The organism is Streptomyces sp. NPDC034037 (assembly GCF_055575715.1).
Genome location: NZ_JBVISC010000001.1, coordinates 988559 through 1012804 on the forward strand (window position 1 = coordinate 988559; position 24246 = coordinate 1012804).

General features: G+C 69.2%; 26 protein-coding genes and 1 tRNA gene. 18 read left to right on the forward strand and 9 right to left on the reverse strand.

What is annotated here, in order from left to right; all coding sequences use genetic code 11:
• The first annotated feature begins 191 nt into the window (after positions 1–191).
• Genes ACZ516_RS04440 through ACZ516_RS04450 form a run of 3 tightly spaced genes read left to right on the forward strand, consistent with a single transcriptional unit; the run spans position 192 to position 1455 of the window.
• Positions 192–416, forward strand: coding sequence for a hypothetical protein (locus ACZ516_RS04440; protein ID WP_469008418.1), 225 nt, complete (start codon positions 192–194; stop codon positions 414–416).
• Positions 413–1159 carry a GntR family transcriptional regulator gene (locus tag ACZ516_RS04445; protein ID WP_469008419.1) on the forward strand — a complete coding sequence of 249 codons (747 nt, stop codon included), beginning with the start codon at positions 413–415 and terminating at the stop codon, positions 1157–1159. The genes ACZ516_RS04440 and ACZ516_RS04445 overlap by 4 nt, the downstream gene beginning before the upstream one ends.
• Complete coding sequence (locus tag ACZ516_RS04450; protein ID WP_469008421.1) at positions 1156–1455, forward strand: hypothetical protein; 300 nt, start codon at positions 1156–1158, stop codon at positions 1453–1455. The genes ACZ516_RS04445 and ACZ516_RS04450 overlap by 4 nt, the downstream gene beginning before the upstream one ends.
• A 218-nt stretch (positions 1456–1673) precedes the next feature.
• On the opposite strand, the gene ACZ516_RS04455 is transcribed toward ACZ516_RS04450, so the two are convergent.
• On the reverse strand, positions 1674–2198 hold the full coding sequence (locus ACZ516_RS04455) for a hypothetical protein (protein WP_469008423.1): 525 nt from the start codon (positions 2196–2198) through the stop codon (positions 1674–1676).
• Between the two features lie 475 nt (positions 2199–2673).
• A complete protein-coding gene (locus ACZ516_RS04460) occupies positions 2674–3138 on the reverse strand; it encodes an NUDIX hydrolase (protein ID WP_469008424.1) in 465 nt (154 codons plus the stop codon).
• Between the two features lie 18 nt (positions 3139–3156).
• Between ACZ516_RS04460 and ACZ516_RS04465 the strand changes: the two genes are divergently transcribed.
• The 11 genes from ACZ516_RS04465 (at position 3157) to ACZ516_RS04515 (ending at position 10772) form a co-directional block, all read left to right on the forward strand.
• On the forward strand, positions 3157–3936 hold the full coding sequence (locus ACZ516_RS04465) for a GntR family transcriptional regulator (protein WP_469008426.1): 780 nt from the start codon (positions 3157–3159) through the stop codon (positions 3934–3936).
• A gap of 139 nt (positions 3937–4075) precedes the next feature.
• Positions 4076–4432: an SCO3933 family regulatory protein gene (locus ACZ516_RS04470; RefSeq protein WP_469008427.1), complete on the forward strand. Its 357-nt coding sequence runs from the start codon at positions 4076–4078 to the stop codon at positions 4430–4432.
• A 3-nt stretch (positions 4433–4435) separates the two neighbouring features.
• Entirely contained in the window at positions 4436–5791 is a 1356-nt protein-coding gene (locus ACZ516_RS04475) for an FtsK/SpoIIIE domain-containing protein (RefSeq protein WP_469008429.1), read from the forward strand.
• An 82-nt stretch (positions 5792–5873) separates the two neighbouring features.
• Positions 5874–6524, forward strand: coding sequence for a DUF2637 domain-containing protein (locus ACZ516_RS04480; protein WP_469008431.1), 651 nt, complete (start codon positions 5874–5876; stop codon positions 6522–6524).
• A 32-nt stretch (positions 6525–6556) separates the two neighbouring features.
• Entirely contained in the window at positions 6557–6748 is a 192-nt protein-coding gene (locus ACZ516_RS04485; RefSeq protein WP_376495179.1) for a mobile element transfer protein, read from the forward strand.
• Between the two features lie 13 nt (positions 6749–6761).
• A complete protein-coding gene (locus tag ACZ516_RS04490; protein ID WP_361443481.1) occupies positions 6762–6917 on the forward strand; it encodes a hypothetical protein in 156 nt (51 codons plus the stop codon).
• A gap of 23 nt (positions 6918–6940) precedes the next feature.
• The gene (locus ACZ516_RS04495) at positions 6941–7258 is read left to right on the forward strand and encodes a SpdD-like protein (RefSeq protein WP_469008433.1); all 318 of its coding nucleotides are present in this window, start codon (positions 6941–6943) and stop codon (positions 7256–7258) included.
• A gap of 89 nt (positions 7259–7347) precedes the next feature.
• Positions 7348–8742, forward strand: a complete 1395-nt coding sequence (repSA, locus tag ACZ516_RS04500) for a replication initiator protein RepSA (RefSeq protein ID WP_469008435.1) — start codon at positions 7348–7350, stop codon at positions 8740–8742.
• A 29-nt stretch (positions 8743–8771) separates the two neighbouring features.
• Complete coding sequence (locus ACZ516_RS04505; protein WP_469008723.1) at positions 8772–8942, forward strand: helix-turn-helix transcriptional regulator; 171 nt, start codon at positions 8772–8774, stop codon at positions 8940–8942.
• Entirely contained in the window at positions 8942–10195 is a 1254-nt protein-coding gene (locus ACZ516_RS04510; protein ID WP_469008436.1) for a tyrosine-type recombinase/integrase, read from the forward strand. Before ACZ516_RS04505 ends, ACZ516_RS04510 begins: the two co-directional genes overlap by 1 nt.
• A gap of 280 nt (positions 10196–10475) precedes the next feature.
• Positions 10476–10772 (forward strand): DUF3303 family protein, encoded by a 297-nt coding sequence (locus ACZ516_RS04515; RefSeq protein ID WP_358587697.1) that lies wholly within the window; start codon positions 10476–10478, stop codon positions 10770–10772.
• Between the two features lie 86 nt (positions 10773–10858).
• Here the strand turns inward: ACZ516_RS04515 and ACZ516_RS04520 are convergent, their stop codons facing one another.
• The 4 genes from ACZ516_RS04520 to ACZ516_RS04535 all read right to left on the reverse strand — a co-directional run bounded on the left by ACZ516_RS04520 (position 10859) and on the right by ACZ516_RS04535 (position 16889).
• A complete protein-coding gene (locus ACZ516_RS04520) occupies positions 10859–12268 on the reverse strand; it encodes a Cys-Gln thioester bond-forming surface protein (RefSeq protein WP_469008438.1) in 1410 nt (469 codons plus the stop codon).
• A gap of 311 nt (positions 12269–12579) precedes the next feature.
• On the reverse strand, positions 12580–12999 hold the full coding sequence (locus ACZ516_RS04525) for a single-stranded DNA-binding protein (RefSeq protein ID WP_358699075.1): 420 nt from the start codon (positions 12997–12999) through the stop codon (positions 12580–12582).
• Between the two features lie 123 nt (positions 13000–13122).
• Positions 13123–15201, reverse strand: a complete 2079-nt coding sequence (locus ACZ516_RS04530; protein ID WP_469008439.1) for a GTPase — start codon at positions 15199–15201, stop codon at positions 13123–13125.
• Positions 15198–16889, reverse strand: coding sequence for a GTPase domain-containing protein (locus ACZ516_RS04535; RefSeq protein WP_469008440.1), 1692 nt, complete (start codon positions 16887–16889; stop codon positions 15198–15200). Before ACZ516_RS04535 ends, ACZ516_RS04530 begins: the two co-directional genes overlap by 4 nt.
• Before the next feature lie 270 nt (positions 16890–17159).
• Here ACZ516_RS04535 and ACZ516_RS04540 point away from each other — a divergent pair.
• Positions 17160–17232 (forward strand) — tRNA-Arg (locus tag ACZ516_RS04540).
• A gap of 294 nt (positions 17233–17526) precedes the next feature.
• Here the strand turns inward: ACZ516_RS04540 and ACZ516_RS04545 are convergent.
• Positions 17527–18399, reverse strand: a complete 873-nt coding sequence (locus ACZ516_RS04545; RefSeq protein ID WP_361075835.1) for a hypothetical protein — start codon at positions 18397–18399, stop codon at positions 17527–17529.
• Between the two features lie 284 nt (positions 18400–18683).
• On the opposite strand from ACZ516_RS04545, the gene ACZ516_RS04550 reads away from it, so the two are divergent.
• The gene (locus tag ACZ516_RS04550; protein WP_469008442.1) at positions 18684–19490 is read left to right on the forward strand and encodes a class I SAM-dependent methyltransferase; all 807 of its coding nucleotides are present in this window, start codon (positions 18684–18686) and stop codon (positions 19488–19490) included.
• 81 nt (positions 19491–19571) lie between these two features.
• Here ACZ516_RS04550 and ACZ516_RS04555 read toward each other — a convergent pair whose 3' ends face one another.
• Together ACZ516_RS04555 and ACZ516_RS04560 are read right to left on the reverse strand one after the other, a co-directional pair.
• Positions 19572–20741 carry a hypothetical protein gene (locus ACZ516_RS04555; protein WP_469008443.1) on the reverse strand — a complete coding sequence of 390 codons (1170 nt, stop codon included), beginning with the start codon at positions 20739–20741 and terminating at the stop codon, positions 19572–19574.
• A gap of 221 nt (positions 20742–20962) precedes the next feature.
• Entirely contained in the window at positions 20963–21127 is a 165-nt protein-coding gene (locus ACZ516_RS04560) for a hypothetical protein (protein WP_358580471.1), read from the reverse strand.
• A 673-nt stretch (positions 21128–21800) separates the two neighbouring features.
• Here ACZ516_RS04560 and ACZ516_RS04565 point away from each other — a divergent pair.
• Together ACZ516_RS04565 and ACZ516_RS04570 are read left to right on the forward strand one after the other, a co-directional pair.
• Entirely contained in the window at positions 21801–22472 is a 672-nt protein-coding gene (locus ACZ516_RS04565) for a superantigen-like protein SSL4 (RefSeq protein WP_469008445.1), read from the forward strand.
• Positions 22473–22548: 76 nt separating this feature from the next.
• Positions 22549–24225, forward strand: a complete 1677-nt coding sequence (locus tag ACZ516_RS04570) for a hypothetical protein (RefSeq protein ID WP_469008446.1) — start codon at positions 22549–22551, stop codon at positions 24223–24225.
• Positions 24226–24246 lie beyond the last annotated feature (21 nt).

Consider the following 24246-nt stretch of genomic DNA (forward strand, 5'->3'; position numbering starts at 1 on the left):
CGCCGACCGACCCGCGTCACGGACACCTCAGCCGTCCCCTACCGATCCACCGCATGCCGGATCGGCACCCACCACGCGTGCGCGGAATCATCCCCGACCCCGGCGCCGGTCGACCTCCCGGTGGTCTACGAGATGTGCGGCTGCCCGTGCCATCCGCTATCCGGCCAGACGGCGCCTCCGGAGGTGCAGCGGTGAGGGAGCGGGCACCCGGCGGCGCGCTGGCATCCAACGTCGAGGTGACCGCGGCCACCGTGCAGCGCGGCGACATCATTCAACTCGGCGGCCATGCCTACCGGGTGAAAGACCTCTTCCAGCTCCCCCAGGCGGCCAAGCAAGTCGTCTTCGAGTCGGGCGAGTTGCTGACCATACATACGCGTACCCGGCTTGTCGCCGTGCGAATGGTGAGAAGGCGGTGACCGGCCCCGTGCGCTCACGCCATAACGACATCGCCGACGACCTGCGGCACCAGATCACCACGGGCCGCATCCTGCCGGGCGAACGCCTCCCGTCGGAAACCGACCTCGCCGACCGGTACAAGGTCAGCACGGTGACACTGCGGAAAGCGCTCGCAGTGCTCCAAGGCGAAGGCCTCGTCGAGAAGGTCCACGGCAAAGGCAACTTCGTCCGCAACCCACAACGCAAGATCATGTACGTCGGCGGCGGCTGGGGCATCCTGGACCCGTGGACCGCCGCCGAGCCGGCGTTGCGCGTAGAGGTCCGCAGCACCACGGTTCAGGCTGAGGGCCACCTGGCGCCCCTATTGCAGGTGCCCCCAGGAAGTCTTTTGGCGGAGTTCACATGCCTCAGCCTCGACGGGGAATCGCCGCACGGCCTGGCTCGCACCTATATGCCTCGCGACCGGGCCCCGGCCGCAGTCCCCGATGACGACTCCACATCTCATGAGGCGGCCACAAGATTCGCCATTCTCGGCCCGCCGCCGGCCGCTGTCCGAGAGACGGTGTGCGCTCGCCCCCCGGCCCCGCACGAAGCGTCGGCCCTCCGGATCGGCCTGGGGTCGGTCGTCCTCTCCATCACCCGTATCGCCACCGACTCCACCGGCCGCGTCATCGAAGCCGCGCTCCTGGCCTTCCCGGCGGGTCGAGTCGACGCCGTCTTCACCACTCACCACGTGACCGACGAGAGGCAGACCCAAGGATGACAGCGCCGAACGAACTGCGACTCCTGCCGTGGTCAGGCCCCGGCGGCAAGCCCTGCTACCTGAGCACCGACGACCGGGACGGCTTCATGTCCCGCCTGGCGGACAACATCGAAGCGGTCCAACTCGGCACGGCGGCCGCGCTTCTGGAGCACGCCACCGAAATCCTCAGCAACCAGGATGCGCCCCTTGCGGAGACGCAACACTTGGTGAAGGAACTGACCAACGCCCTGCGAGACGTTCTCCGTATCGCAACCAGCCGCGGCCATCTATTGGCGGTGAGCGAACTACGTTGTTGAGTGAGAGCGTCACACCTTTATCTGCGAGGCGGGCCCCACCTCAACCCGCCAAACTTCTCGTCTCGACGTCGCCCACTCAGAACAGCCACTACTGATCATTGGTGGCCGTGACCTGCGGCTGCCTTATCGATCAACGCCCTGAGCTGTCGGCAGCTGTCGACGTTGGTCAACGTTGAGCGCCCTTCCACGGCCCGAGGACGGCCCCAGGGGGGCGTTCATCATTCAATTGCTACTGTCTCGTCCATAGCGGCCTGAGCTGCAATGAGGAACTGCCCTTGCGCCTCCGTGAGAGAGTGGATGCTTTCGTTCAGCTCACGGTTATACCTCATGGCTTCATCCCCATTCGGTGATCTCAAGGCCATAGCAGCAGAGCTTATAAGAAGAGTCAGTCTTGTGTTGATGTGCGCCGCTCGGATACCTACTTCTGCTGGACCCTCCACTTGCACAATGGCCGTGTGTCGAAGCAGGACAGAGGTTGCCTCTTGCGCTTCCGCCAATAGTTGACGGATCGATTCTGAATCATCGCCCCTCACGCTAACCTGCGCGTGGATTTTGGAGAATACAAACAGAATCTTCTGAGATTCGGCGAAGAAATCTACGTATGCACTTTGGCGGCGGTCTCTCCGCCACCTGTAATGCTCGATCTTCAGTTCGCGCGCGTTTGAGCGCTCGGTTGCCTGCTCCTGACGGAGTTGTTGGCGTTCGGCGGCAACTTCCCTCCTGCGCTCAATTCTGGCGGTCATGAATCCGGTTAGACCGCCACCGGCTAGCGTGCCAGCTATCCCCACTATCGAGAGGAGAAGAGGAGAATTAACCATGTCAATGATCCTTCCGCAGTGATGCCGATGCCGATGGCGGTTTGATCATCTTGTGATCGATTAGCTGGCGAACATCTGAGGTCGGCGGAGCGGTTTTGGGCTGGAGCTGCTTTGGGGCGAGTGATCTTGGCCCCGTAAGCTGATGGCGAGTCGGGCAGTCTGTGGACCTGCCCGTTAAAGCACGACGTTGGGGCCAAGATCTTAGAGGCTCGCCCCAAAGTGGCTGCCTAAAGCCGTGGAGTCGACCGCCCCAGCCACAGAGGGTGTCTCCCCACTTCATACCCGCAGCCGCCGAGCGCGCCGCCGGGCGCGGCCAGCCGGGGCGAAGACAGGAGGCGGGCCGCGCCGTAGAGGCGGCGCGCCCGCGCCGTGCGCGGGCCTTGATGAAGTAGGGAAAGTCTTATCCCGCAGGGATCAGTTGCTTGCCGTCGTGGCTTCGTACGTGGGGGCCGTTGCCGTCCAGGGCGTCCAGGAGCCTGATTGCGTAGACCTCGGACATGCGCTCGCTGACCTCGTCCGGTGTGAGCCAGGAGACGGCTGTCGACTCGCTCGACGTGCGTTCGGTGCCACCGGAGGGCTTGCAGCGGAAGACCAGGGCGACGATGCCTCGGGTGGTGTTCTTGTAGACGCCGGTGAGTTCGTCGACCTCGACGTGGATGCCGGTCTCTTCCCAGACTTCGCGGGCTGTGCCGGCCTCTGGGGTCTCGTTGAGTTCGAGTACGCCACCGGGGAGTTCCCATGTCCCGTTGTCCGCTCGGCGGATCGCCAGGAGGCGCCCGTCTTCGCGCACCACGACTCCGGCTACGGATACGGAGTGCAGGGGTGGCGATGTCGCGTCCTGTGATTGACTCATGTACAGGAGCATAGGAGGCAGGGAAGGACTATGGGAACTGTGGTAGAGGGGGGCAGGTCCGGGCCTCGGTACGTGCAGATCGCGGACGACATTGTGCAGCAGATCCGGGCGGGTGTGCTCAAGCCCGGTGACATGGTGCCGAGTGAATCGGAGCTGGTGGATCGCTACGGCGTGTCCGGCGGCACGATCCGCAAGGCCATGGTCGAGGTGCGGGCGAGTGGGCTCGTCGAGACACGGCACGGCAAGGGGTCGATCGTGAAGGACCGGCCGCCGGTGCGGCATCGCTCCTCCGACCGCTTCCGGCGCTCGCTCCGTCAGGGCGGCAAGGCCGCGTACCTCGCGGAGTCCGCGCAGTCCGGCGCCACGGCCAAGGTGAGCGTCCTCTACATCGGGCCTATGGAGGCTCCCGCGGATGCCGCCCAGCGGCTCGGTGTCCCCGTCGGCACTCAGGTGCTCGCCCGACGGCGTCTCTACTTCCGCAACGGCACCCCGGTCGAGACCGCCTCTTCCTACCTCCCGTGGGACGTCGTCAAGGACATCCCCGAGCTGTTCGCCGAGAACCCCGGCGGGGGTGGCATCTACGCCCGACTCGAAGACCACGGGCACGAGTTCGCGGAGTTCGTCGAGACGCTGCAAGCGCGGCCGGCCTCCAAGGCGGAAGCTTCCGAGCTGGCGCTGAGTCCGGGGGCGCCGGTGGTGCACCTGATCCGGGAGGCCCGTACGACGGCCGGGGTCGTGGTGGAGGTCTGCGACACGCTCATGGCTGCTGACCAGTTCGTTTTCGAGTACCGAATCCCTGCCGCCGACTGACGCTCGCTCAACTTCTCGCAACCCGTCGTGACTTCGGTGTCGCGACGGGTTGACTCATGTACAGGAGTGATGCACTCTTCTTCATGTCACTCATGTACATGAGTGACGGAGCTCGGCACCTATAGAGGAGTGATCAGTTGTGCGTCAGATCCCCGTCGACACCTCCGCCGCGACCGTGATGGTGGCCAAGATCCCGCAGCCCAAGGTGCGTGATCGCCGTACCGGCGAGATCGCCACCGACGCCGAGACCGGCGCGAAGCTGATGACCGTGGACGTGATGTTCGCGGCCAACGACGAAGTCGAGATCCTGTCCGTCACCGTCCCGGAGACCGGTATCTCCGGTGACCTGACCATGGGCACCCCGGCCGCACTCACGGGGCTCATCGCCCGGCCCTGGGAGAACGAGTTCAACGGCCAGAAGCGGCACGGCATCGCCTTCCGCGCGGTCGCCGTCACCTCGCTGGCCACCACGGGCACGGGCTCGAAGGCGGCCTGAGCCATGACGTGGCCGACGGTCTTACCGCTGGTGGTCGTCGCCGCTGCGGGTCTCCTGCGGTGGCGGCGTCCCGCCTGGTACTGGCGGACTTTCGGGGTCACCTTCGCTGTCGTGCGCGTCCTGGTCCGCTACGCCTCTGTCATGGAGGCCTGCGGGCTCACGGTCCCGCCCTCGCGCTGGCGGCTGATGCTGGCTCGGATAGCCAACCGCCCGGCCCCGGAATCCCGCGCACCGCGCATTCTGCGGCTGCGACCTACCCGCACTGGCCTGGTCCTCCGCCTCAAACTCCGCCCGGGACAGGACGCCTTCGATGTCGCCGCCGCCTCGGACCGGCTGCGCCACTCCTTCGGGATGTACGGGGTGACATCTCGTGAGCTGCGCTCGGGTGTGGTCGAGATCCGGATGACCGGCTACGACGTACTCAAGCGGGTGCAGATGCCGGCCAAGACCGACGCTCGCCCGATGCGTATTCCAGTCGCTCTGCGGGAGGACGGCTCGGCCCACTACCGCGACTACCGCGCCGTCCCGCACGGTCTGACGATCGGGGCCACAGAGTCCGGCAAGTCCGTCTATCAGCGCAATCTGATCGCCGGGCTCGCGCCGCACCACGTCGCTCTGGTCGGCATCGACTGCAAGCAAGGGGTCGAGCTGTTCCCGCTGGCCCGCCGGTTCTCCGCGCTCGCCGACAACCCGGACACCGCGCTAGAGCTGCTGGAGGCGTTGGTGTCCCACATGCAGGACGTCTACCAGCTCATCCGCGCCGAGCAGCGGATCAGTGTCGCTGTGCCGGATGCGGAGATCGCCGCCGACATCTGGGACCTGCCCGAGGACCTGTGGCCGGTGCCGGTCGTCGTCCTGGTCGACGAGGTCTCCGAACTCGCGCTCTTCGCCGGCAAGGACGAAGAGAAGCGCCGAGACCGGATCATCACCGCCCTTGTCCGCCTCGCCCAGCTCGGCCGCGCGGCCGGCGTCCATCTGGAGATCTGCGGGCAGCGCTTCGGCTCCGAACTCGGCAAGGGCATCACCATGCTTCGCGCCCAGCTCACCGGCCGCACCGCTCACCGCGTCAACGACGAGACGTCCGCGAACATGGCCTTCGGCGACATCGCCCCGGACGCCGTGCTCGCCGCCATCCAGATTCCGGCCGAGACACGCGGTATTGCCATCGCCGGGGACTCCACCGGCGGCTGGCACCGCATCCGCGCCCCGCACACCTCACTGCGCCAGGCCGTGAACGTCTGCAACAAGCACGCCGACCGCACCCCCGAGCTGCCCGCCCTCGCGCCCTTCCGGCCCGCGGTCGCTCCGCTGCCCTCGGCTCGCGTGCCGCTGTCCAAGACAGCCCCCGCCACCACCTGACCCTCCCCTCCCACGGTCGGCGCGGCCGTCCCTCGCGCCGGGTCCTTACCCCCGCCATGCCTGATCACAGGAAGGAGCCGTGATGGCCCGCCCCGCTCTCCGTATCGACGCCGTACTCGTTCAGGCCGTCATCGCCGGGGCACTGTCCTTCGCCCACCTGCACGACCTCGCCGCCGCTGCCGGACAGACCGGCTGGAAGGCCTGGGCCTATCCGGTCTCAGTCGACTTGCTCCTGGTCGCCGCCTGGCGACGGCTGCGTGCCGACGGACCGTCCCGGCTGGCGTGGTGCTGGTTCCTCATCGCTCTGGTCGCTTCGCTCGGCGCCAACGTCGCCACCGCCGGACTCCTCGACCTCGGCGACATTCCGGCCTGGCTGCGTGTCCTTGTCGCTGCATGGCCTGCCTTGGCGTTCATGGGCGGAACCCTCCTCACCCACTCACCCGCAGAACCTTCCCCCGCTTTGCCGGCATCCTCCGCCCTGGCTTCGGCTCCCGCGCCGGAAACGGTCGCTGAGCCGGGCCCGGCGCCCGAACCTCCCGCCGCCTCGCAGATCGAGGAGACCCCTCCCCCTACCACGGCTGTGCCGGTACCGGCCGCGCTCGTCGACCACGCCCGCAAAGTCGCCGACGACCACCACGCCCGCACCGGCGCCCGGATCGATACCGACACCCTCCGCGCCCGCCTCGGCGTCCCGCCTCACCTCGCCGACGCCATCGCTGCCCAACTCGGATGACATGACCGCGACACAAGAGGAGATCGACTGACATGCCCGCCCGCGACTTCTTCCACTCCGTCATGCGGATCGGCCCCGTGCAGATCGGCACCCACCGCGACCGCCGAGGCCAGACCAAACACGCCGCCGTGTGCACCAACGACCGGTGCGGCTGGTCCGCCGACTACTCCAGCCAGTCCGCCGCACAGCTCGCCGCCCGCACCCACCGCTGCCGCGTCAACTAGGAGGCTTCCCCCGATGGACGTTCCGCTCTGGCTCGCGCTCCTCACCGTCGGCTACCTCGGCGTCAAGCTCATCCGCCCGCCCTGGTGGCTCATCGCCGTACTCCTCCTCGGCGGCTTCCTTCTCGCCGACAGCGTGCTGGCCCCCGTCGTCAACGACTTCGTCAAGTAACACGACCCGAAGGGAGAACACCGATGCTCCGTCCCAAGGTCCCGACCAACCCCGCGCCCACCGGTCACGTCACGCCGCCCATGGTCGTGGAGCCGACCGTCGTCGTGCCGAGCGCGCAGGTTCCGTCTCCTGCTCCGGTCGCTCCGGCGCCTTCCCGGCCCACGATCCAGGTCACCCCGGGCACCACCCTCGCCCTCATCGGCGGCGGAACGGCCCTCGTCCTGGTCGTCGGCGCCGTTCTCGTCTCCATGCTCCTGGCCATCGCCATCACCGGCGCCTCGGTCGCTGTCTGCGCCCTGGTGATCCGCTCCCTCGTCCACGCCGACACCAAGCGACGCTGACCGGCCCCCGGGCGGCCTCGATACCGCCAAGCATCCGCCGCCCGGGCGCCGTTCCCAACCGATCTCACAACCGGAAGGAAGCACCCAGCATGGCGCACCGCGCCCCGACCGCGCATGCCCCGCTGCTCGACCCGACCACTCTCGGCGACCTCCTCCGCGTCGCCTCGGCCCCCGACTACACCCGCTGGGAAGACCAGATCCGTCGCACCGGCGGCTGCTCCGACCCCATCCACCTCACCGACTGGACCCTCCACAAGGACAAGACCACCGGCGAGACCCTGCACCACTACACGACCGCCGTTGAGCCCGGCGGACGCCTCCGCCTCGCCTGCGGCAACCGCCGCGCCTCCCGCTGCCCTTCCTGCGCCTGGACCTATGCCGGGGACACCTACCACTTGATACGCGTGGGCCTGGCCGGGGACGACCGCCGTGACGTTCCCACCACTGTTCGGGACCACCCGCGCGTGTTCACCACACTCACCGCTCCCTCCTTCGGTCCGGTCCACAACCGGCCGGACCGGGGGGCCTGCCGCTGCGGCGCCCAGCACGCCCCGGACGCCCCGGAACTGGGCACCGCTCTCGACCCCACCACGTACGACTACGCGGGCGCCGTCCTGTCCAACAACCACGCCGGGCAGCTCTGGCAGCGCTTCACCACACGCCTGCGCCGCGAACTTGCCGCCCGCGCCGGCCTCACCCGCCGAGAACTCACCGACCGCGTTCGTGTCTCCTACGGCAAGGTCGCCGAATTCCAGAAGCGAGGTGCCCTCCACTTCCACGCGGTGATCCGGCTCGACGGACCGGATGGACCCGGAACGCCGCCGCCTGCCTGGGCAACGGTCAGTCTCCTCGCCGACGCCATCCACGCTGCTGCGGCGCACTCCTACACGTCCGTCTCCGTCCCGGCCGCCGGGGACCAACCGGCCCGGTCCTTCCGCTGGGGCACACAGCTCGACGTCCGACCGGTGAAGGCATTCGGCAACAGCTCCGACATCACGGAAAAGGCTGTTGCCTCCTACGTCGCCAAGTACTCCACCAAGGCCGCCGAGAACACCGGCACCCTTGACCGCCGCATCGGTGAACTCGCCGAACTCGATCGCCACCAGATCCCGGACCACACTCGCCGACTCATCACCGCATGCCGCGACATGGACCGCCTGTACCCGGACCGGCGGCTGTGGGCCTGGGCTCACATGCTCGGCTTCCGCGGCCACTTCTCCTCCAAGTCCCGCCGCTACTCCACCACCCTCGGCGAACTCCGTCAGGCACGGGCCGACTTCCGAGCCGCCCAAGAGCGCCAAGCCCTCAGCCTCGACGACCGCGAGCCGGACACCGTCCTGGTCCTTGCCGACTGGCAGTACGCGGGTCATGGCCACACCCCGGGGGAATTCGCCCTCGCGGCCACCATCGCCCGGGGTCTCCAGCTCAACCGCGAAACGGCCCGCGAAGTGCTCGCCGACCTCGCAGACGAGCGGGAGTGGTGATCGTGGCGCACGTCTTGCCTCACCGCTACATGACTCCGCTCGACGTCGCCGACCTCCTCGGCGTACCCGTCGAGACGGTGTACCAGTGGCGCCGCAAGCGCACTGGGCCCAGAGGGTTTCGCGTCGGTCGGCACCTGCGCTATGACCCCGCCGACGTCCGTGCCTGGGTTGACTCCCTCATAGAAACGGCGGCGGCCTGATGGCCGGGCACATCCAAGATCGTTGGTTCAAGACCGAGACTGACGCCAACGGTAAGACCGTCCGCACCAAGACAGACCGCTATGGCACTGGCCTGCGCTACCGCGCCCGCTACGTCGGTCCCGACGGCACGGAGCAGTCCAAGAGCTTCCCGGACCGTCAGAAGGGACTCGCCGAGAAGTGGCTGACGCGAGTCAAGGCAGACATGGACGCGGGTCAGTTCATCGACCCGAAAGCCGGTCAGATCACGTTTCGTGAGTACTCCGCCAAGTGGCTGGGCGGGTTGACGACGGACCTGGGCAGTCAGGAAGTCGTGGATCGACGCATCCGACTGCACGCGGTCCCCTACCTGGGGCCGCGCCCCATGGGCTCGTTCAAGCCCGAGCACATGCGCGTTTGGTTGAGCACGCTCAGCTTGGCGGTGCCGAACGCGACGTACCGCCGCGCCATCTACGACTCGGTGTCGTCGTTGTTCAACGCTGCGGTTGACGACGGAGTGATCAGGTCCAACCCCTGCCATGCCCAGTCGGTCAAGGCTCCGGAGCCTGAACCCCGGCTGATTCAGCCTTGGACCGAGGAGCGCGTGTTCGCTGTGCGCGCGGGGCTGCCCGACCGGTATGCCGCCACCGTGGACGCGGGTGGTGGATGTGGGCTCCGGCAGGGAGAAGTGTTCGGCCTCGCTGAGGACAACATCGACTTCGACCCAGGCTGGGTGCACGTCCGCCAGCAGGTCAAGCGCGTACGCGGCACGCTGGTCTTCGCTCCGCCCAAGCGGGGCAAGCTGCGGGACGTACCCCTCAGCCCGGTGGTCGCGGCGAGCTTCCGTGAACACATGGACCAGTTCCCTACCGTCGAGGTCACCTTGCCGTGGAAGACACCGGACGGGCCGCCGGTGACACGGAGGCTCGTCTTCACGAGCGGAGTGGGCAAGGCCATCTGGCGCAGCTACTTCGACGACTACGTCTGGAAACCCGCCCTGGCCTTCGCGGGCGTCATCCCGCCCAAGCTGCCTGGCGAGCGCTATGCGGCTGCGCCGGACGACGGCATGCACGCTCTGCGGCACTTCTACGCCTCCGTGCTCCTGGACGCCGGTGAGAACATCAAGGCCTTGAGTGTCTATCTGGGACACTCGGACCCCGGATTCACACTGCGGATCTACAGCCACTTGATGCCGAGCAGCGAGGCACGGACGCGGACGGCTTTGTCTGCCGTCTTCCTGCGAAAGCCTGCCTTGGTCATCGCCCCGGCGGCCTGACGGCCCACAGACGGCCCACGGCCCGGTCCCGGCCCCTGGCTAGCGATTCCGCCGCTGGTCAGGGGCCGTTGCCATGATCAGGCTCGGCAAAAACACCCCATCTTGCCTGACTGCCACCCCTGGGCGGAAACCAGCGAGGTGGGAGTGAGCCCCGGTGGGGGCCGGGGGTCAGATGTTGCCGCCCGTTTCAGGCGGAGAGACGCTGAGAGGGACGTCACCGGGTCCCAGTGAGCGCGGGACGGATCCGTGCCGGTCGTGGTGGCCGGAAGGAGCAGGTGTGATGAGGGTCATGCTGCGGGCACGCCTGGACACGCAGGCGTCCAATGAGGCACTCAAGAGCGGTGCGCTGCCGGACACCATGCAGGAGTTGATGGAACAGCTCAAGCCCGAGGCGGCCTACTTCGGTCCCTGCGACGGCGGGCGTTCCTGCACCTTCGTCTTCGACATGCAGGACAGTTCCCAGCTGCCCGCCATTTCCGAGTCGCTCTTCCGGGAATTCGGCGCGGAGGTGGAGATCCAGCCGGTCATGACCGCCGAGGATCTGCGGAAGGGTCTGGCCGCCCTGCACCGGGACTGAGTCCGGTTCGGTTCTCCGGCGCGAATCCGGCGCGGGCTACCCGGAGCCCGCCCCTCCCCGGGAGGGGCGGCCAGAGCGTGGCGCTCCTACTTCTCCGTGGCCGCCTCCTCCGGGGTCTCCGCCGGGTCCTTCTTGGCGCGTACGAAGAAGACCGCCGCGCCGCCGAGCAGGACGAACCCCACCGCTATGCCGGCGATCAGCGGCGTATTGCCGGAGCTGCCGGTCTCGGCGAGGTCGGCGCCGACCGAGGTGCCGCCCGCCGACGCGGGGCTCGGCTGGTTGGCGGGCTGGGCCTTGGTGCCGATGCCGCTGCCCTCCGTACGGCAGTCGAGCACGCCCCTGAAGCGCTTCTCGACGCCGTTCGGCCCCACCATCGTGAAGTCGTAGGCCTGGTCCTCCTGCAACGGGACCGTCACCGTCTGCGACGTCCCCGCCTCGATGGTGTGCTTGACGCCCATCAGCCGGAAGGTGAAGGGAGCGTCCCCCTTGTTGCTCGCAGTGATGTCCACACCGCCCCTGGCGCAGTTCTTCTCCGCCGACAGCGCCGGCACCGCGCCCTTGGCGCCCCAGTCGGCCGTCGCGGTCGCGGAGACCGTCGACTCGCTGGAGCCCGCGAGGATCTGCGTCTGGCTCCGGGTCTCCGAGGTGAAGGCCCGGCCGACCGGCACAGTCGTCGACGCCTGCACGGAGAGCGCCGCCGAGCCGTCGGGCGCGTCCTTCGGCACGTCGAAGTAGAGCCGGCTGCCGTCGCGCGCGGACTTCACCGGCTTACCGTTCCTGCCGACGACCTTCACCCCGCTCGCCGCGGAGTCCCCGGGCGGGGCCACGGACACCGCGTCCGCGTCGGTCCGCACGGTGACCGGACCGATCCGCTCCCCCGGGCGCCCGGAGACGGCGGGCGACTCCAGCGTCAGCGACGCCTTGGGCTCGATGCTGGCCTGCGCGCTCTTGTGCAGGTAGTCGGCGAGCTTCTCGGCCTGCGGGTCGACGGCGTCCACCCGCGCGCCGTCCGAGTACCGCCAGATCGCCACCTGGGTGCCGGCCGCGGCGGTCTTCTCGGTGAGGGAGGACGCGCCCGCCTTCTTGGCGAGCGCCGCGAGGTCGTTCACCTGCGGGTAGGAGTGCTGGAGGATCCAGCGGATGCGGCCCGCGTCACGGTTGCGGTTCAGCGAGGTGCCGCTCCAGGGCGTCTCCTGGTACCGGGCGTCCTTCTGCGTGGGGTTGTGGATGTCGACGCAGTACGTCTGGAGGGTGCCGCCGTCCTCCACGGACATCTCGAAGAGTCCGGCGGGGACCCGCTGTGAGCTGCCGCCCTCCCGGACGACCGCCTGGTCGTACGTCTGCAGGCCGCCCAGCGTCGCGGTCGCCCCGCCCCGCTGCCGCGGCACCTCCTCCGCCGCGGCGGATCCCGCGGCGGCCACCGCTCCCGCGGCGAGCAGTCCCGACGCCGCGGTCACGACGGCGAGGCGGGCGGCGCCCCGACTCCGTATGGACAACGCAGAAAACACAGAATTCCCCTCCGGACGGGACCCGTTCACAACGTGGGGGGTGGTCCCGCCAGCAGATTGAAAGCGGCAGGACCACCTGCCACCTGCGTGGCGCCTCCTGCCAACTGCCCCGTGAGCTACGTCCGGCATCCTAAGGAAGCGGCACACCGCGACCCTCGGTCATATCGTCGTATCACCGATCCGACTCGGAATCGTTATCCCCAACACCCCTCCCGAGCTGGGCTTATCGACAAATCAACGCCATTGGACGCAGCCATTCGGCGGTGCGCCCCACCCGGGCCCGTGTCCCTGACCACTCATCACCCCACCGGCTCCGGCGCCGCTTTGCGCGGCGGCGCGGCCTCCGTCGGCGCCCCGTCCGCCTTGAGCACGCGCCGGAACGCCGAGGTGCCGCGCGACAGGTCGTGGCCGACGGCCTGCGCGTCGATGTCCGCCGACGTCCAGTGCTGGCCGCCGCGCTCCTCGTCCCGCACCCGCAACCTCCCCTGCACGATGACCGGTTCACCCACCGCGAGCGACGCCTGCACGTTCTTGCCGAGTGCCCGTTTGGCCCACACCGTGAAGAAATTGGTGTGCCCGTCCTGCCAGGTGTCCTTCACCGCGTCGAAGTACCGCGCCGTCACCGCGAGCCGGAACCGCGCCACCGGTCCCGACGGCAACTCCCGGTACACCGGCGTCGTCGCGACATTCCCCACCACCGTCACCATCGTCTCGTTCATGCCCTGCCCCTCCCGTACGTCCGTGTGCCCCGCCGCGCCTGCCGCGGCCGGGCTCCCAGACTGCACCGGTCACGCCGGGCCCGCTGAGCCCTGTGGGTTACCCACCGGTTGTGGACAACTCCGTCACCCGACAGCGGCACGCGCCCCCGCCACCCGCCCGTACTGCTCCCTGACCTCGCGGTAGCGCAGCAGCTCGGCCGCCACCGGATCCAGGACCCGGGCCCGGCCGCACCCCGCGGCCGCCTCCCGCAGCCGGCGTTCCGCCTCCTGCCCGTACCGGCGGGCGGGGCCGCGCGCCGCGATCCGGCTCGCCCACTCCACGCACGGGCCGCCCGCGATCCCCGCCACCATCAGCAGCGCGGGCACGCCCAGGTTCGGCTCGGCGATCCCGATGATCTGTCCGACCAGCCAGAGCCCGCCCACCACCTGGAGCAAGGTCATCGCCGCCTGGGCGAGGACCGCGACCGGCCACCAGCCGGGCCGCGGCGGCCGCCCGCCCGACACGCCCACCGTCACCGCCAGCTCGTCGAGCGCCTCGGGCAGCCCTTCCGCGCCGCGCGCCGCGGCCTCCCGCACGGCAAGCGCCCAGGGCACGGGCAGCCCCGCCGCCGCCTCGTCGGCGACCGTGCGGACGGCGTGCTCCACGCGCTGGCGGGCGGTGACCTCCTCGTCCACCGGGATCGGCACGGCGGGCGTCACGGGGCCGCCCGGGGAGCGCTGCGCCTCGTACCACCGCCAGAGCCTGAACCACGGATCGCCGCACGCCCTGCCCGCGTGCCGGCGCCAGGCCCGCTCCGCCGCGTCGCCCGCGGCGGCGGCGCCCACCGCGTCCGCGAGGCGGTCGGCGAACTCCTCGCGGGCCTCCTCGCTCAGCCCGACGCGCCCTCGCCCGCGCCCGCGCACCCGGGACGCCCCGGCGACGTACACCGGACGCAGGTGTTCCGCGGCGGCGTCCAGGTCGGCCGCGATCCGGCGGGCCGCGGCGCCCCGCTCCTGCGTGAACTGGCCGAGGGCCTCGCGCAGATCGCCCATCCCCTCACCGGTCAGCGCGGAGAGCGCGAGCACCGTGGCGCCCGGTTCGCCGTGTTCGCCGAGCGCGATGCCGTCCTCGTCCAGGAGCCGCCGCAGGTCGTCGAGGACCTGGTCGGCGGCGTCGCCGGGCAGCCGGTCGGTCTGGTTGAGCACGACGAAGGTGACCTCGGCGTGTCCGGCCATGGGCCGCAGATAACGCTCGTGGAGCATCGCGTCCGCGTACTTCTCCGGGTCGACGACCCAGATGACGGCGTCGACGAGCGCCAGGATCCGGTCGACGTGCTCGCGGTGCTCGCCGACCGCCGAGTCGTGGTCGGGCAGGTCGATCAGCACGAGCCCCTGGAGGTCGTCGGCGCCGGGCCCCTGGAGGGGGCGGCGGCGCAGCCTGCCGGGGATGCCGAGGCGGTCGAGCAGCCCGGCGGCGCCGTCCGTCCAGCTGCATCCGATGGGCGCGGCGGTGGTCGGCCTGCGCACGCCCGTCTCGGAGATCATCACCCCGGCGAGGGCGTTGAACAGCGTGGACTTGCCGCTGCCGGTGGCGCCCGCGATGGCGACGACGGTGTGCCGGTCGGAGAGCCTGCGCCGGGCGGCGGCCTCGTCGAGGACCCGGCCGGCCTGGGCGAGCGTGCCGCTGTCGAGGCGGGTGCGGGAGAGGCCGACGAGTTCGCGCAGCGCGTCGAGCCGCTCGCGCAGGGGTCCCTCGTACGAGGTGGGCGTCCCGGAGGGGGCGGGGGCGTAGGCGCGGACACCGGGGGCCGTGTCCTCCGGACGGGTGCCTTCCGCGACGCGCCGGGCGATGAGGCCGTCGTCCCAGGCCCCTTCGGGGTCGTCGTCCGGCCGCCCCGGGCCTGACGGTTCTTCCCGCTCTACGCGAACCCCGCGCTCGGCCGGCTCCCTTCGCTCTGCCGACTCCGTCCGCTCCGCCCGCTGCTCGCGGCTTTCCCGGGCGCCCCGCTCTTCACGGGTGTCCCGCGCGTCCCGGGCGTCCTGTGCGTCCCGGGCATCACGGTTCTCCCTGGCGTCACGGCTTTCCCCGGCGTCACGGCTTTCCCCGGCGTCACGGCCTTCCCGGCGCTCCCGGCGCTCCCGGCGCTCCCGGTCCTCCCGGCGCTCCCGGTCCTCCCGCTCGTCGCGTTCGGTGTGATCAGTGACAGCAGTCACGGCGGTCACCTCTCCTTCTGCAGTACGGACAGGGCGGCGATCAGTTCGGCCTGGGGTTCGGGATGTACTTCGAGTGCGTCCAGGGGGGCGAGCCGCCGGTCCCGCTCGACGGCGAGGACCTTCTCCAGGTAGGCGGCCAGCAGACGCTCGCCCCGGTCGCGCAACCGGACCGCTCCCTGGGCGCCGATCCGCTCGGCGAGGATCTCCCCGGCCGCCCGCGCCCGATGCCCGCCGAGCAGGGCCGTGGCGAGCAGCGCGGCGACGACCTCCGGGTCGGGCAGCGGGGCCTTGTCGACCCGCTCCATCGCGCGCACCTCGTCGTCGGCGTACTCCTCCAGGACGCGCCGCCACCGGCGTACGGCCATCCCGATGCGGTGCTCGGCGCTCTCCACCTGGGGGTCGCGGTCGGCGAGGCCGGGAGCGGCCGCGGCGGGCTCGCGCCGCCAGGCCTCGTCGATGCGCTCGTCGGCGGCGGTGACGGCGCACAGCAGCAGCGCCTCCAGGCTCTCGGCGATGGCGTCGAGCAGTTCGCCGGGCCCGCAGTCGAGGGGATAGCTGCGCCACCGCTTCAGGGCGTCGCCCGCGAGGACGCCGCCCGCCTCCAGACGGCTCTGCACGCGCGCGTGCTCGCGGTCGTACGCCTCGTCGACGGCGGCGGTGAGCCGGAGCGCGGCGGCGTACTGGGAGGCGACGGCGCCCGCCAGCTCCGGCATCCGCGAGTCGAGCGAACGGATGACGCCGCGGGCCGTACGGGTGATGGCCTGGGCGCGGGCCGAGGGGTCCTGGACGCGCTGGGTCAGCCAGGCGCGCAGGGGCGCGACGGCGGTGGAGGGGAGCAGTCCGCCGCCGCCCGCGGACTCGGGCAGTTCGGGCACGGTGAAGCGGGGCACGTCGCCGAGGCCCGCCTTCGCGAGCAGGGCGCCGTACTGCCGCGAGACCTCGGTCACGACCTGGTGGGGCACGCGGTCGAGGACGGTGACGAGGGTGGCGTCGTGCTCCTTGGCGGTACGCAGCAGATGCCAGGGCACCGCGTCGGCGTACCGGGAGGCGGTGGTCACCATGACCCACACGTCGGCCGCGCAGATCAGCTCGGCGGCCAGGACCCGGTTCTCGGCGATGAGGGAGTCGACGTCGGGCGCGTCGAGGAGGGCGAGACCGCGGGGCAGGCTGTGGACGGTCTCGATCCGCAGGGCCCGTTCCAGTTCGCTCCCGAGGGCCGGCATGTCGTCGTCGCCGTCATCCTCGTCGTCTCCGTCGCCACCCTGCGCGCACACGGGTTGAGGCAGCCACACGCGCGTGAGGTCCGGCAGGACCCGCATGTCCGCGAACCAGTGGTGGTCCTCCGGATGGCAGACGAGCACCGGTGTGCGCGTCGTGGGCCGCAGCACACCCGCCTCGCTGACCTGACGCCCCACCAGGGAGTTCACGAGAGTGGACTTGCCCGCTCCCGTGGAACCGCCGATGACGGCGAGCAGGGGCGCCTCCGGCGCTTTGAGGCGGGGCACCAGATAGTCGTCGAGCTGCGCGAGCAGCTCGTCCCGGTTGGCACGCGCGCGTGGCGCCCCCGGCAGGGGGAGCGGAAAGCGTGCGGCGGCGACACGCTCGCGCAGGGCGGAGAGTGCGTCAAGCAATTGAGGCCGTACGTCCAAGGTCACCACATGCGAAGAATGCCCAATTTTGGCGGCTTTCTGAAGCATATGGACGTCCCTGCGCGCCGGTCGAACACCGGGGAGCGAAGGGACGGCCGGGGGCGCAGGCATAACGAGTGCACAACACCCGGGGCGCGAGGCGCAAAAAGCGATGCGAGATTCGTACCTGCCTGCGATTATCAGGACCGCTTCACCGAACCTCCACATCACGGCGCGGAGGCGAAGCAGCAAGGACAGGGTCCCGGGAGCCCTATCCTTGTCCCCGGCAAGGCCACGGACCTCCCCCACATCCGGACCCGTGCCACCGGCCACACCCAGGCCCCCGTAGCTCAGTGGATAGAGCAGGCGCCTTCTAAGCGCTTGGCCGCAGGTTCGAGTCCTGCCGGGGGCGCAAATAGCCTCTCACCTGCGGAAACGCGTGAGAGGCTCTTTCGTGTCCGGGGGCACTTCGCCATGACAGCAAGCGCCTTGGCCTGTCCACGTTCGTGGACACGGGCAGGCGGACTTTCGTGCGTCCCCGCCCCTTCGCGTCATGCGCCGAGCGACTCGAGCGACTCGAAAAGGTGGTCGTCCAGGGCGGCGGTGACGTCCTCACCTCGTGATGGCGCCAGCCGGTGGTCGAAGCGTGGGTGGCGTCCCCGATCGCCGTACGCGTTCGGGGACGCCGTCTCGAGGCGGTGCGCGGCTACGTGTTCACCGGGCGCTTGCTGTTCTCCAGCCGTGCCGCTTCCTTCTCCCGGTCCTGCTTCTCCTTCTGCTCCCTCTGCTCCCGCAGCTCCTTCTGGTCCTTCTCGGAGAGCGGCGGCAGCTTGTCGATCAGGTCGAGCAGGGGCTCGTACTCACCGTAGGGCGAGAAGCCGTCGGCGCACCGATCGTTCCGGTGCGCGGTGAGGACGTTCCGCACCTCGACGCCGGCCAGCCCGACGATGTTCCGCTTCACCGGGATCGGGACGTCGGTGCACACCTTGCTGACGACGGTGTCGACGATCGCCACCGGGGGGTTCTCCATGGTGCCGACGGACGCCTCCGGGGAGGGCCGCTTCGACGGGGTCGAGGGGTCGGGCGGGACCGGCTCGTCGGCACCGGCACGGAGGTGCGCGTCCGGATCGGTGTGGGCGTTCACCGGGCTGGGACGCAGCCACTCACGCGGCGGACGGCCGTTGCCGGCGGTGTCGGACTTCAGCCCCAGCAGGTCTCCATGCTTGGCCGCCAGCTGGCGGATGGGGTTGTCATCGTCCTTGGCCGCCTGCTCCAGGCACTGAGTGAGGGCGGTCGGCGGGGCGGTGACGGGGATGTGACCGAGGCGGATCAGGGCCAAGCCGCGCACGCCCCGGTCCACGGCGGTCGTATCGGTGGGCAGGCCCAGGCAGTCGGCGGTCTCCTGCGCCATGAGCATGAGCGCGGGGCCCTCGGAGTGCGGGGTCGCGGCGGCGGGCGCGGCCACGGTCCGCGCGGTCGCGGCGGAAGTGGCGGCGGTCGCCTGGGCGGTGGCGGGAAGGGCCGCCATGAGGCCGGCGGTGGCCAGGCCGACAGCGGTCAGTACAGCGGATGCTCGCATGGCATCTCCTCTGGTTCTACTGGGTTGTTGCGGACGATTTGTCCGTGATGTGAGCTTCACTCGTCGTCAAGCCGAGCGCATCAGCAGCGCGTCCGAATGAGCGGCGGGCGATTTTTCACGGCTCTCAACTCGCCCTGCACATACGGCTCCTGACCTGCGAGGAGAGGTAGGGGTGACCCTTCTGAGCCTCAACCGGCGTGGTGGGCACCGGAAGTGCGGTGACGCCGTGTACACCTGTCGTGCACGAGCCGTTACGAGACGGCTGCGCCGCGAAAGGTACGACCATGGCACCGCAGGACGGCGATACGGCAGGGGAGTTGCGGTCGGACGGGGACGCCTACCGGGCCGCGTTCGACCTCTTCCTCGCCGGTACCAATCAAAAGACCCGTACGCGTGACTACCTCACCGACGTCGTACGTCAGTTGCCCGCGCGCCGGGTGTTCCTGGACGTCGGGCCGGCCGACGGCAGCATGACCCGGCACGTAGGACAGTCCTTCGAGCAGATGGTGTGCATCGAGCCGAGTTCGCCCATGCGTGAGGCCCTGGCCCGGAACTGTCCCGACGCCAGGGTGCTGGCCGAACCGGTACTCCAGGCGGACCTGGACATCACCGTCGATCTGGCTCTGCTTTCCCACGTGCTGTACTACGTCCCCCGCCGGCAGTGGACGGCCGCCGCGCTGCGCGTCATGGGGTGGCTCGCGCCGGGTGGGCTACTTCTCATCCTCATGGAGAAGTCGGACAGCAGCTGCATGCGCATGGTGGAGCACTTCACCGGTACTCGATTCGATCTGCGTGAACTCGCCGATGAACTCCGTGCGCAAGCGACGGAGTTGGTGGGCGGCGTACGGCTGGAGACCGTCACCGCCCGGTACCGCACCGAGGACCTCGACGAGGCTGTCGCCGTCGCCGACTTCCACCTCAGCGTTCCGTCGGATCCGGACCGGGACGGGGTCGACGGCTCCTCTCCGAACGCGCCGGTCAGCCGCAAGGCCGTGGAGGACTACGTACGCAGTCACTTCCACGACCTCGACGGCGGCTACACCATCAGCAACGACCAGCACGCGCTGCACATCCATCGCCCGCGCTCCTGAGCGGGGCCGGCCTTCCGGGGCCGGGGCCGGCCCCGCGTGAGCGGTCACCGCCCATCGGTGCAGCGGTCATCGGTGCAGCGGTCATCGACGCAGCGGCACCTGCCAGGTCTCCACGGGCTGCTTGCCCGGGATGAGGCTGGCCTGCGCCTCCGTGGCCTGCCGGCCGGGCTTGAGGGCCCGCTGCGGCCCTGAGGTGTCGGCGGCGCCAGAGCCAGAGCCGGCCGTCTGCTCCTGCGGTGTGTCACCAGTCTGGCCCTGGGGGCTCTTCTTGGCCGGCTCCTCACCGGACTCGCTCTGGCCGTTGTTGTGCTCGCCCTGTTCACCGTTGAGCTGCCCCTGCTGCTGCGCGAGCTTCGGGCAGTTCTGTGAGTTGAACGCCTGGGCGATGAGGCGGCTGGAGTTCGCCATGGAGGGTGTGTGCATGGAGAAGTTCTCCAGCTTCTTGCCGTTCTCCTTGTTCGTCATGTCGCCGGTAATGGTCGACATGGCGAAGGCCGCGCCGAAGTGGAGCGTCCTGCCGGGGCGGACCTCGAACTTGTGCGTCGTCGTCTCGGTCGCGGACTTGGTCCAGGACTTGGAGAACGTCGCACGGAAGGCCGCGGTGAAACTGGCGCGTGCCCCCACGAGCACGGTGTCCGTGGCACCGACGTGCGCGGTGTTCTGGCCGGTGGCGGTGGCGCTGTACTGGGAGCTGGCCTTGCTCGTGCTGGAGGACTGCGCCTTTGAGCTGTGCGGCGACCAGGTCTGATGGGTGCTCTCGGTGGCGTTCTGCTTGGTCGCCGATCCCGTCACCTGGGCAGTGTCGTCCATGGTGACCGAGGCAGTGTTGTTGATCGTTCCCTCGAACATGGCACTGCCGGAGATCTCCCCGCCGATGTTGTCGGTGGAGGACGACGTCAGCGCCGCCTCCTTGGTGACGATGATCGAGTCGTCGGTGCAGTTCTCGACCGCGTTGCCGACCGACACCACGGCGGTGTTGAACTCCTTCTTTTCCTTCAGTTCGAAGACGCACGGGGACGGCTTGCCCTGCGGCGTCTGGCATTCCTGGAGGACCTTTCGGTAGTCCTTGATGGGCTTGCGCTTGGCGTCGTAGGCCCGCGCCTCGGGCAGGGCGGGCAGTTCCACGGAGTCGCTGCGGACGGGGTCGGCGTGGGCCGGCGGGGCCGGCATGGTGAGGCTCAGGCAGGTGAGTGCCGCGAGGAGGAGGCCACGGCGGGCGGAGCGGGCCGTGGGCAGGTCGAGTGTGGACACAGGGGTCTCCTGAGGTAGTACGGGGAGGGGGCGGACCACACGGGCGACCGGCACGAATCCCGTCACCGGAGATTCCCGTCACAGTGATCCCTTGAGCAACCGCACCTTAAACACGGTCTGTTGCCCTCTGCACCCGTAGGCGTTGATTATCCGATTTTTTGGTGCATTGGTGTGACCTTGAGCGGGGCCGGGCCGGTAACGACCCAGCCCCGCACCTCACTTCAGCCGCACTTGTCCCAGCAGTCGCCGTAGTTGTCCCAGCGCTGGTCCTCGCGGACAGGAAGCCGCTGGTCGGCGTAGTGGCACCAGCCCCCGTCCTGGTCGTAGTACCAGTACGCCTGCTCCTCCCGCGGCCCCTCGAACTGCGTCGGGGTACACGGGTCCATGGCGCCTACGACACGGGGGGCGGGCGCCGGCCGGGCAGGCGTCTCGGCGGCGGCTTCACCAGTGAGGGCCACCGAGGCAAGTGCCACGGAGGCGAGAACCGCGAGAAACGCTCGCATGTGCGTTGCTCCTTTCGGGAGTTGTGCGGGGCAGGGCGAGATGGCGGCACGTCGACGTCATCACCGGGCCGCCCCGCATGGGGAGAAACGTTTTCGCGCTGAGCCTTGCCCGGGCTTTCGAGCCGTGCCAACTTGTCGGGCCGTACGGGTCAATTGACGCCGGGAACGGGTGACGGGCAATCGGCGCTATTCATGCGGCGGTCGCCCAGTCGCTCCAAAGCCCTTACGCCACCCGTCTGTTCATGAGCGGGCAGCAAAGCGCGCCCTCGAGGGGCTCTTTCCGTCCGCCCCAACTCGCGCCGCCCTCCTGCCCGGGTTACAACTTTGATGTGGCCGACTCCCCGGCTCTCCGACCTGCACCACCGAGTAGCACAGAGGTCCGATCGGGGTGTTTCTGTCGGACTCAGGCATCCCTCCCGACCTCTGACGGAAGAGATGTGACGAATTGTTAGGCGTACTGACCGGTCGATGGGGCCGCGCACTGCGTCCCCCCTCCGCTGCGCATACGCGTATCCGGCTCCGACCGGTTGTCCCGAAAACCGAAGAGGAGAAAAACGTGGACAGCCGCAAAATCGCTGCGATTGTCGCTCCCGTCATGCTGGCAGCCGGGCTTCTCGGCGCGTCGGCAGTCGCCGCTCCCAACTCCGTTGCCACGGCGACCCATTCGTACGGCGTGGGTACGGCGAACGCGTCACCCGACCCCGACTACTCGCGCGCGCCGACACCGCAAACGCCGACGGCGGAGCCGCCAGAGACCCCGCAGGTGAGCCGGCCCGCGGTAACACAGGAGAATCCGTGTCCCCCCGCAGCGGATGAACAAAAGCAGTCCCCCACCTGCAAGATGAAGGGCGGGGTCGACGCACGGCTCAAGGACTGCCCGCCGGCCTCGACCGCACCGCCGTCCCAGCAGGAGCAGCCCGATAAGGCGAACGAATCCGTCGATCGGCCGCCCCGTTCCGGTTCCTCCGCGGACAGACGGGCCGCCGCGGACGATCCGCACATCTCGACCTGCATGGACCAAGTGGCGGGCATCCAGAGCGCGCACACGCACATGCAGTCCTTCCAGAACGGCCTGGAGTCAAAGGTGACGGGCTTCCAGGAGGCGCAGAAGGACCGTGACACGCCGTTCAGCGAGGCCGTGAACGGGCTCTGCTCCGTTCCGCTGTCGCTCATGGCGACCGTCCCGTCAAACGTCACCCGTTTCGACACCAAGGAGAGATTCTGCTGACGGCGAGGTGTGCCGCAAGCAAGTCCATTCGCGCAGTAGTTGGCGCCTCGGCGTCCAGGGACAGAAGGAGAGAACAGTGAGACAGAGAATGAGCCGTCGTGCTCTTCTGGCGGTCGGCGTGGTGATGACCGTCGTGCCGGTGTCCGCCGTCCACGCGGCGGTGGCGAAGCCGACGCCACCACAGCTGGAGGAGAAGGAAGTTGACGTGCCGGTGGTCAACGGATCCTTTAGCCAGCCGTCGATCGCGATCGGCAGCAAGAAGGAATGGGAGCAGGTCGACGGCACGGCGCCGTTGTACTGGGGCCGCCAGACAGCGGACAGTGCGGCGGGAGTAGTGGTCGCGGCCGGAACGTACCGAGCGGGTCGCGGCGAGAGAGGGCAGGCCGTGCGGGTCGATGCGCTGCTCGCCGCGGACGGAGACCTTCCCGGCGGCACCGGCAAGCATCTGAAGACTCGACTGTGGGATGTGCGTCGAGGGTCACGGATCACGTTGCGGTTCGCGTACTCGCCCACGACCAACGCCGAGAAGTGCAAGTCGACCGGCAAGGACAAGGATCCGAAGGAGGAGCAGCGCAAGCAGATCCAGCTTCATGTGCTCAATGAAAAGGAGCACGTGTGGGACGGCACGGTTGACGCGCCGACGTTCACGAAGAGGACGTTCGACAACGAGAAGAAGAAGGAGGAAGTCGAAGTCGGCGAAGCCAAATGGAAGGAAGTCGAACTACAGTACACCGCCAAAACCAACAATCCTCGGGTGGCCTTCGCCCTCACCGACGTGAAGTACGGCAAGGACGAGAAGAACCAGAAGGACGTGAGCGCAGAGTGCCATCCCATGATCGCCGCTGTGTCCGCGCGTCAGCGGCCCATCGAGGTCGACAAGAGCTCGCGCAAGAGCGACCTTCCGCCTGCTGAGGCGTACCAGGGCAATGACTACACGGGGGACGTGTCCGCAGCACTGGATGCGTGTGCGGATACTGCCAACCGCTGCACGTTCACCCTCAACCAGCGGTACTCCTACGGCTACTACGACCGGCCTCGGCCGGTCGGCGAGGTCTACGAGAACTGCACGTTCAGCGAGAGCCAGGCCTCGGCGGCCCTGCGGGACAGGAGGAGGGTCGTCTACCGTGAACGGTCCTTCGACAGTGGCACCCAGGCGGGCAAGACGCAGTTCCTCGACTCCAGTTCACACGACGGACTGACCGGTGAGGACCTGAGTCATGACGTCTCGCACGTCGCGCCCAAGGAATCCGGTGTCGCGAAGGACAAGGAGCAAGCCGTACCCGGGGCAGCGGCGGTGCATTTCGCGGCGGCCTACGAGAAGGTCCGTGACCAGCCGTGGCAGTGGTCGCGGACAGTGGAACGCGACATCGACGTCGTCACCCCGAAGAATCACGCGAGTTGGGTCGAGGTGTCCGCCGCCCGTGAACGGGCCGATGGCCACTACACCGTCACGGACAAGACGGGAAGCCAGGACGCGGGCTCAAGCAACAAGGCCATCCACCGCCTGTTCATCACCTACGACGGTCCCTCCCGCATCACCTCCGACCGTGTCTTCCAGCGGCACGGCACCCTCTCGCCCACCGAGATCGCCCGCTGCAAGACCCACCGGCCGCTGCCCTACACGCCGGCCGAAGAGCCGGTGGTGCCCTACGACCCGAAGGACAGGGACGTGCCGGACGAGTCCCTGACCCCCGGGACGGCTGTCAGCGCACGGCCCAAGCCCAACCCCTCGGCCTCGGCCTCGGCCAGTTGATGCCGGACCCGGCAACCGCGG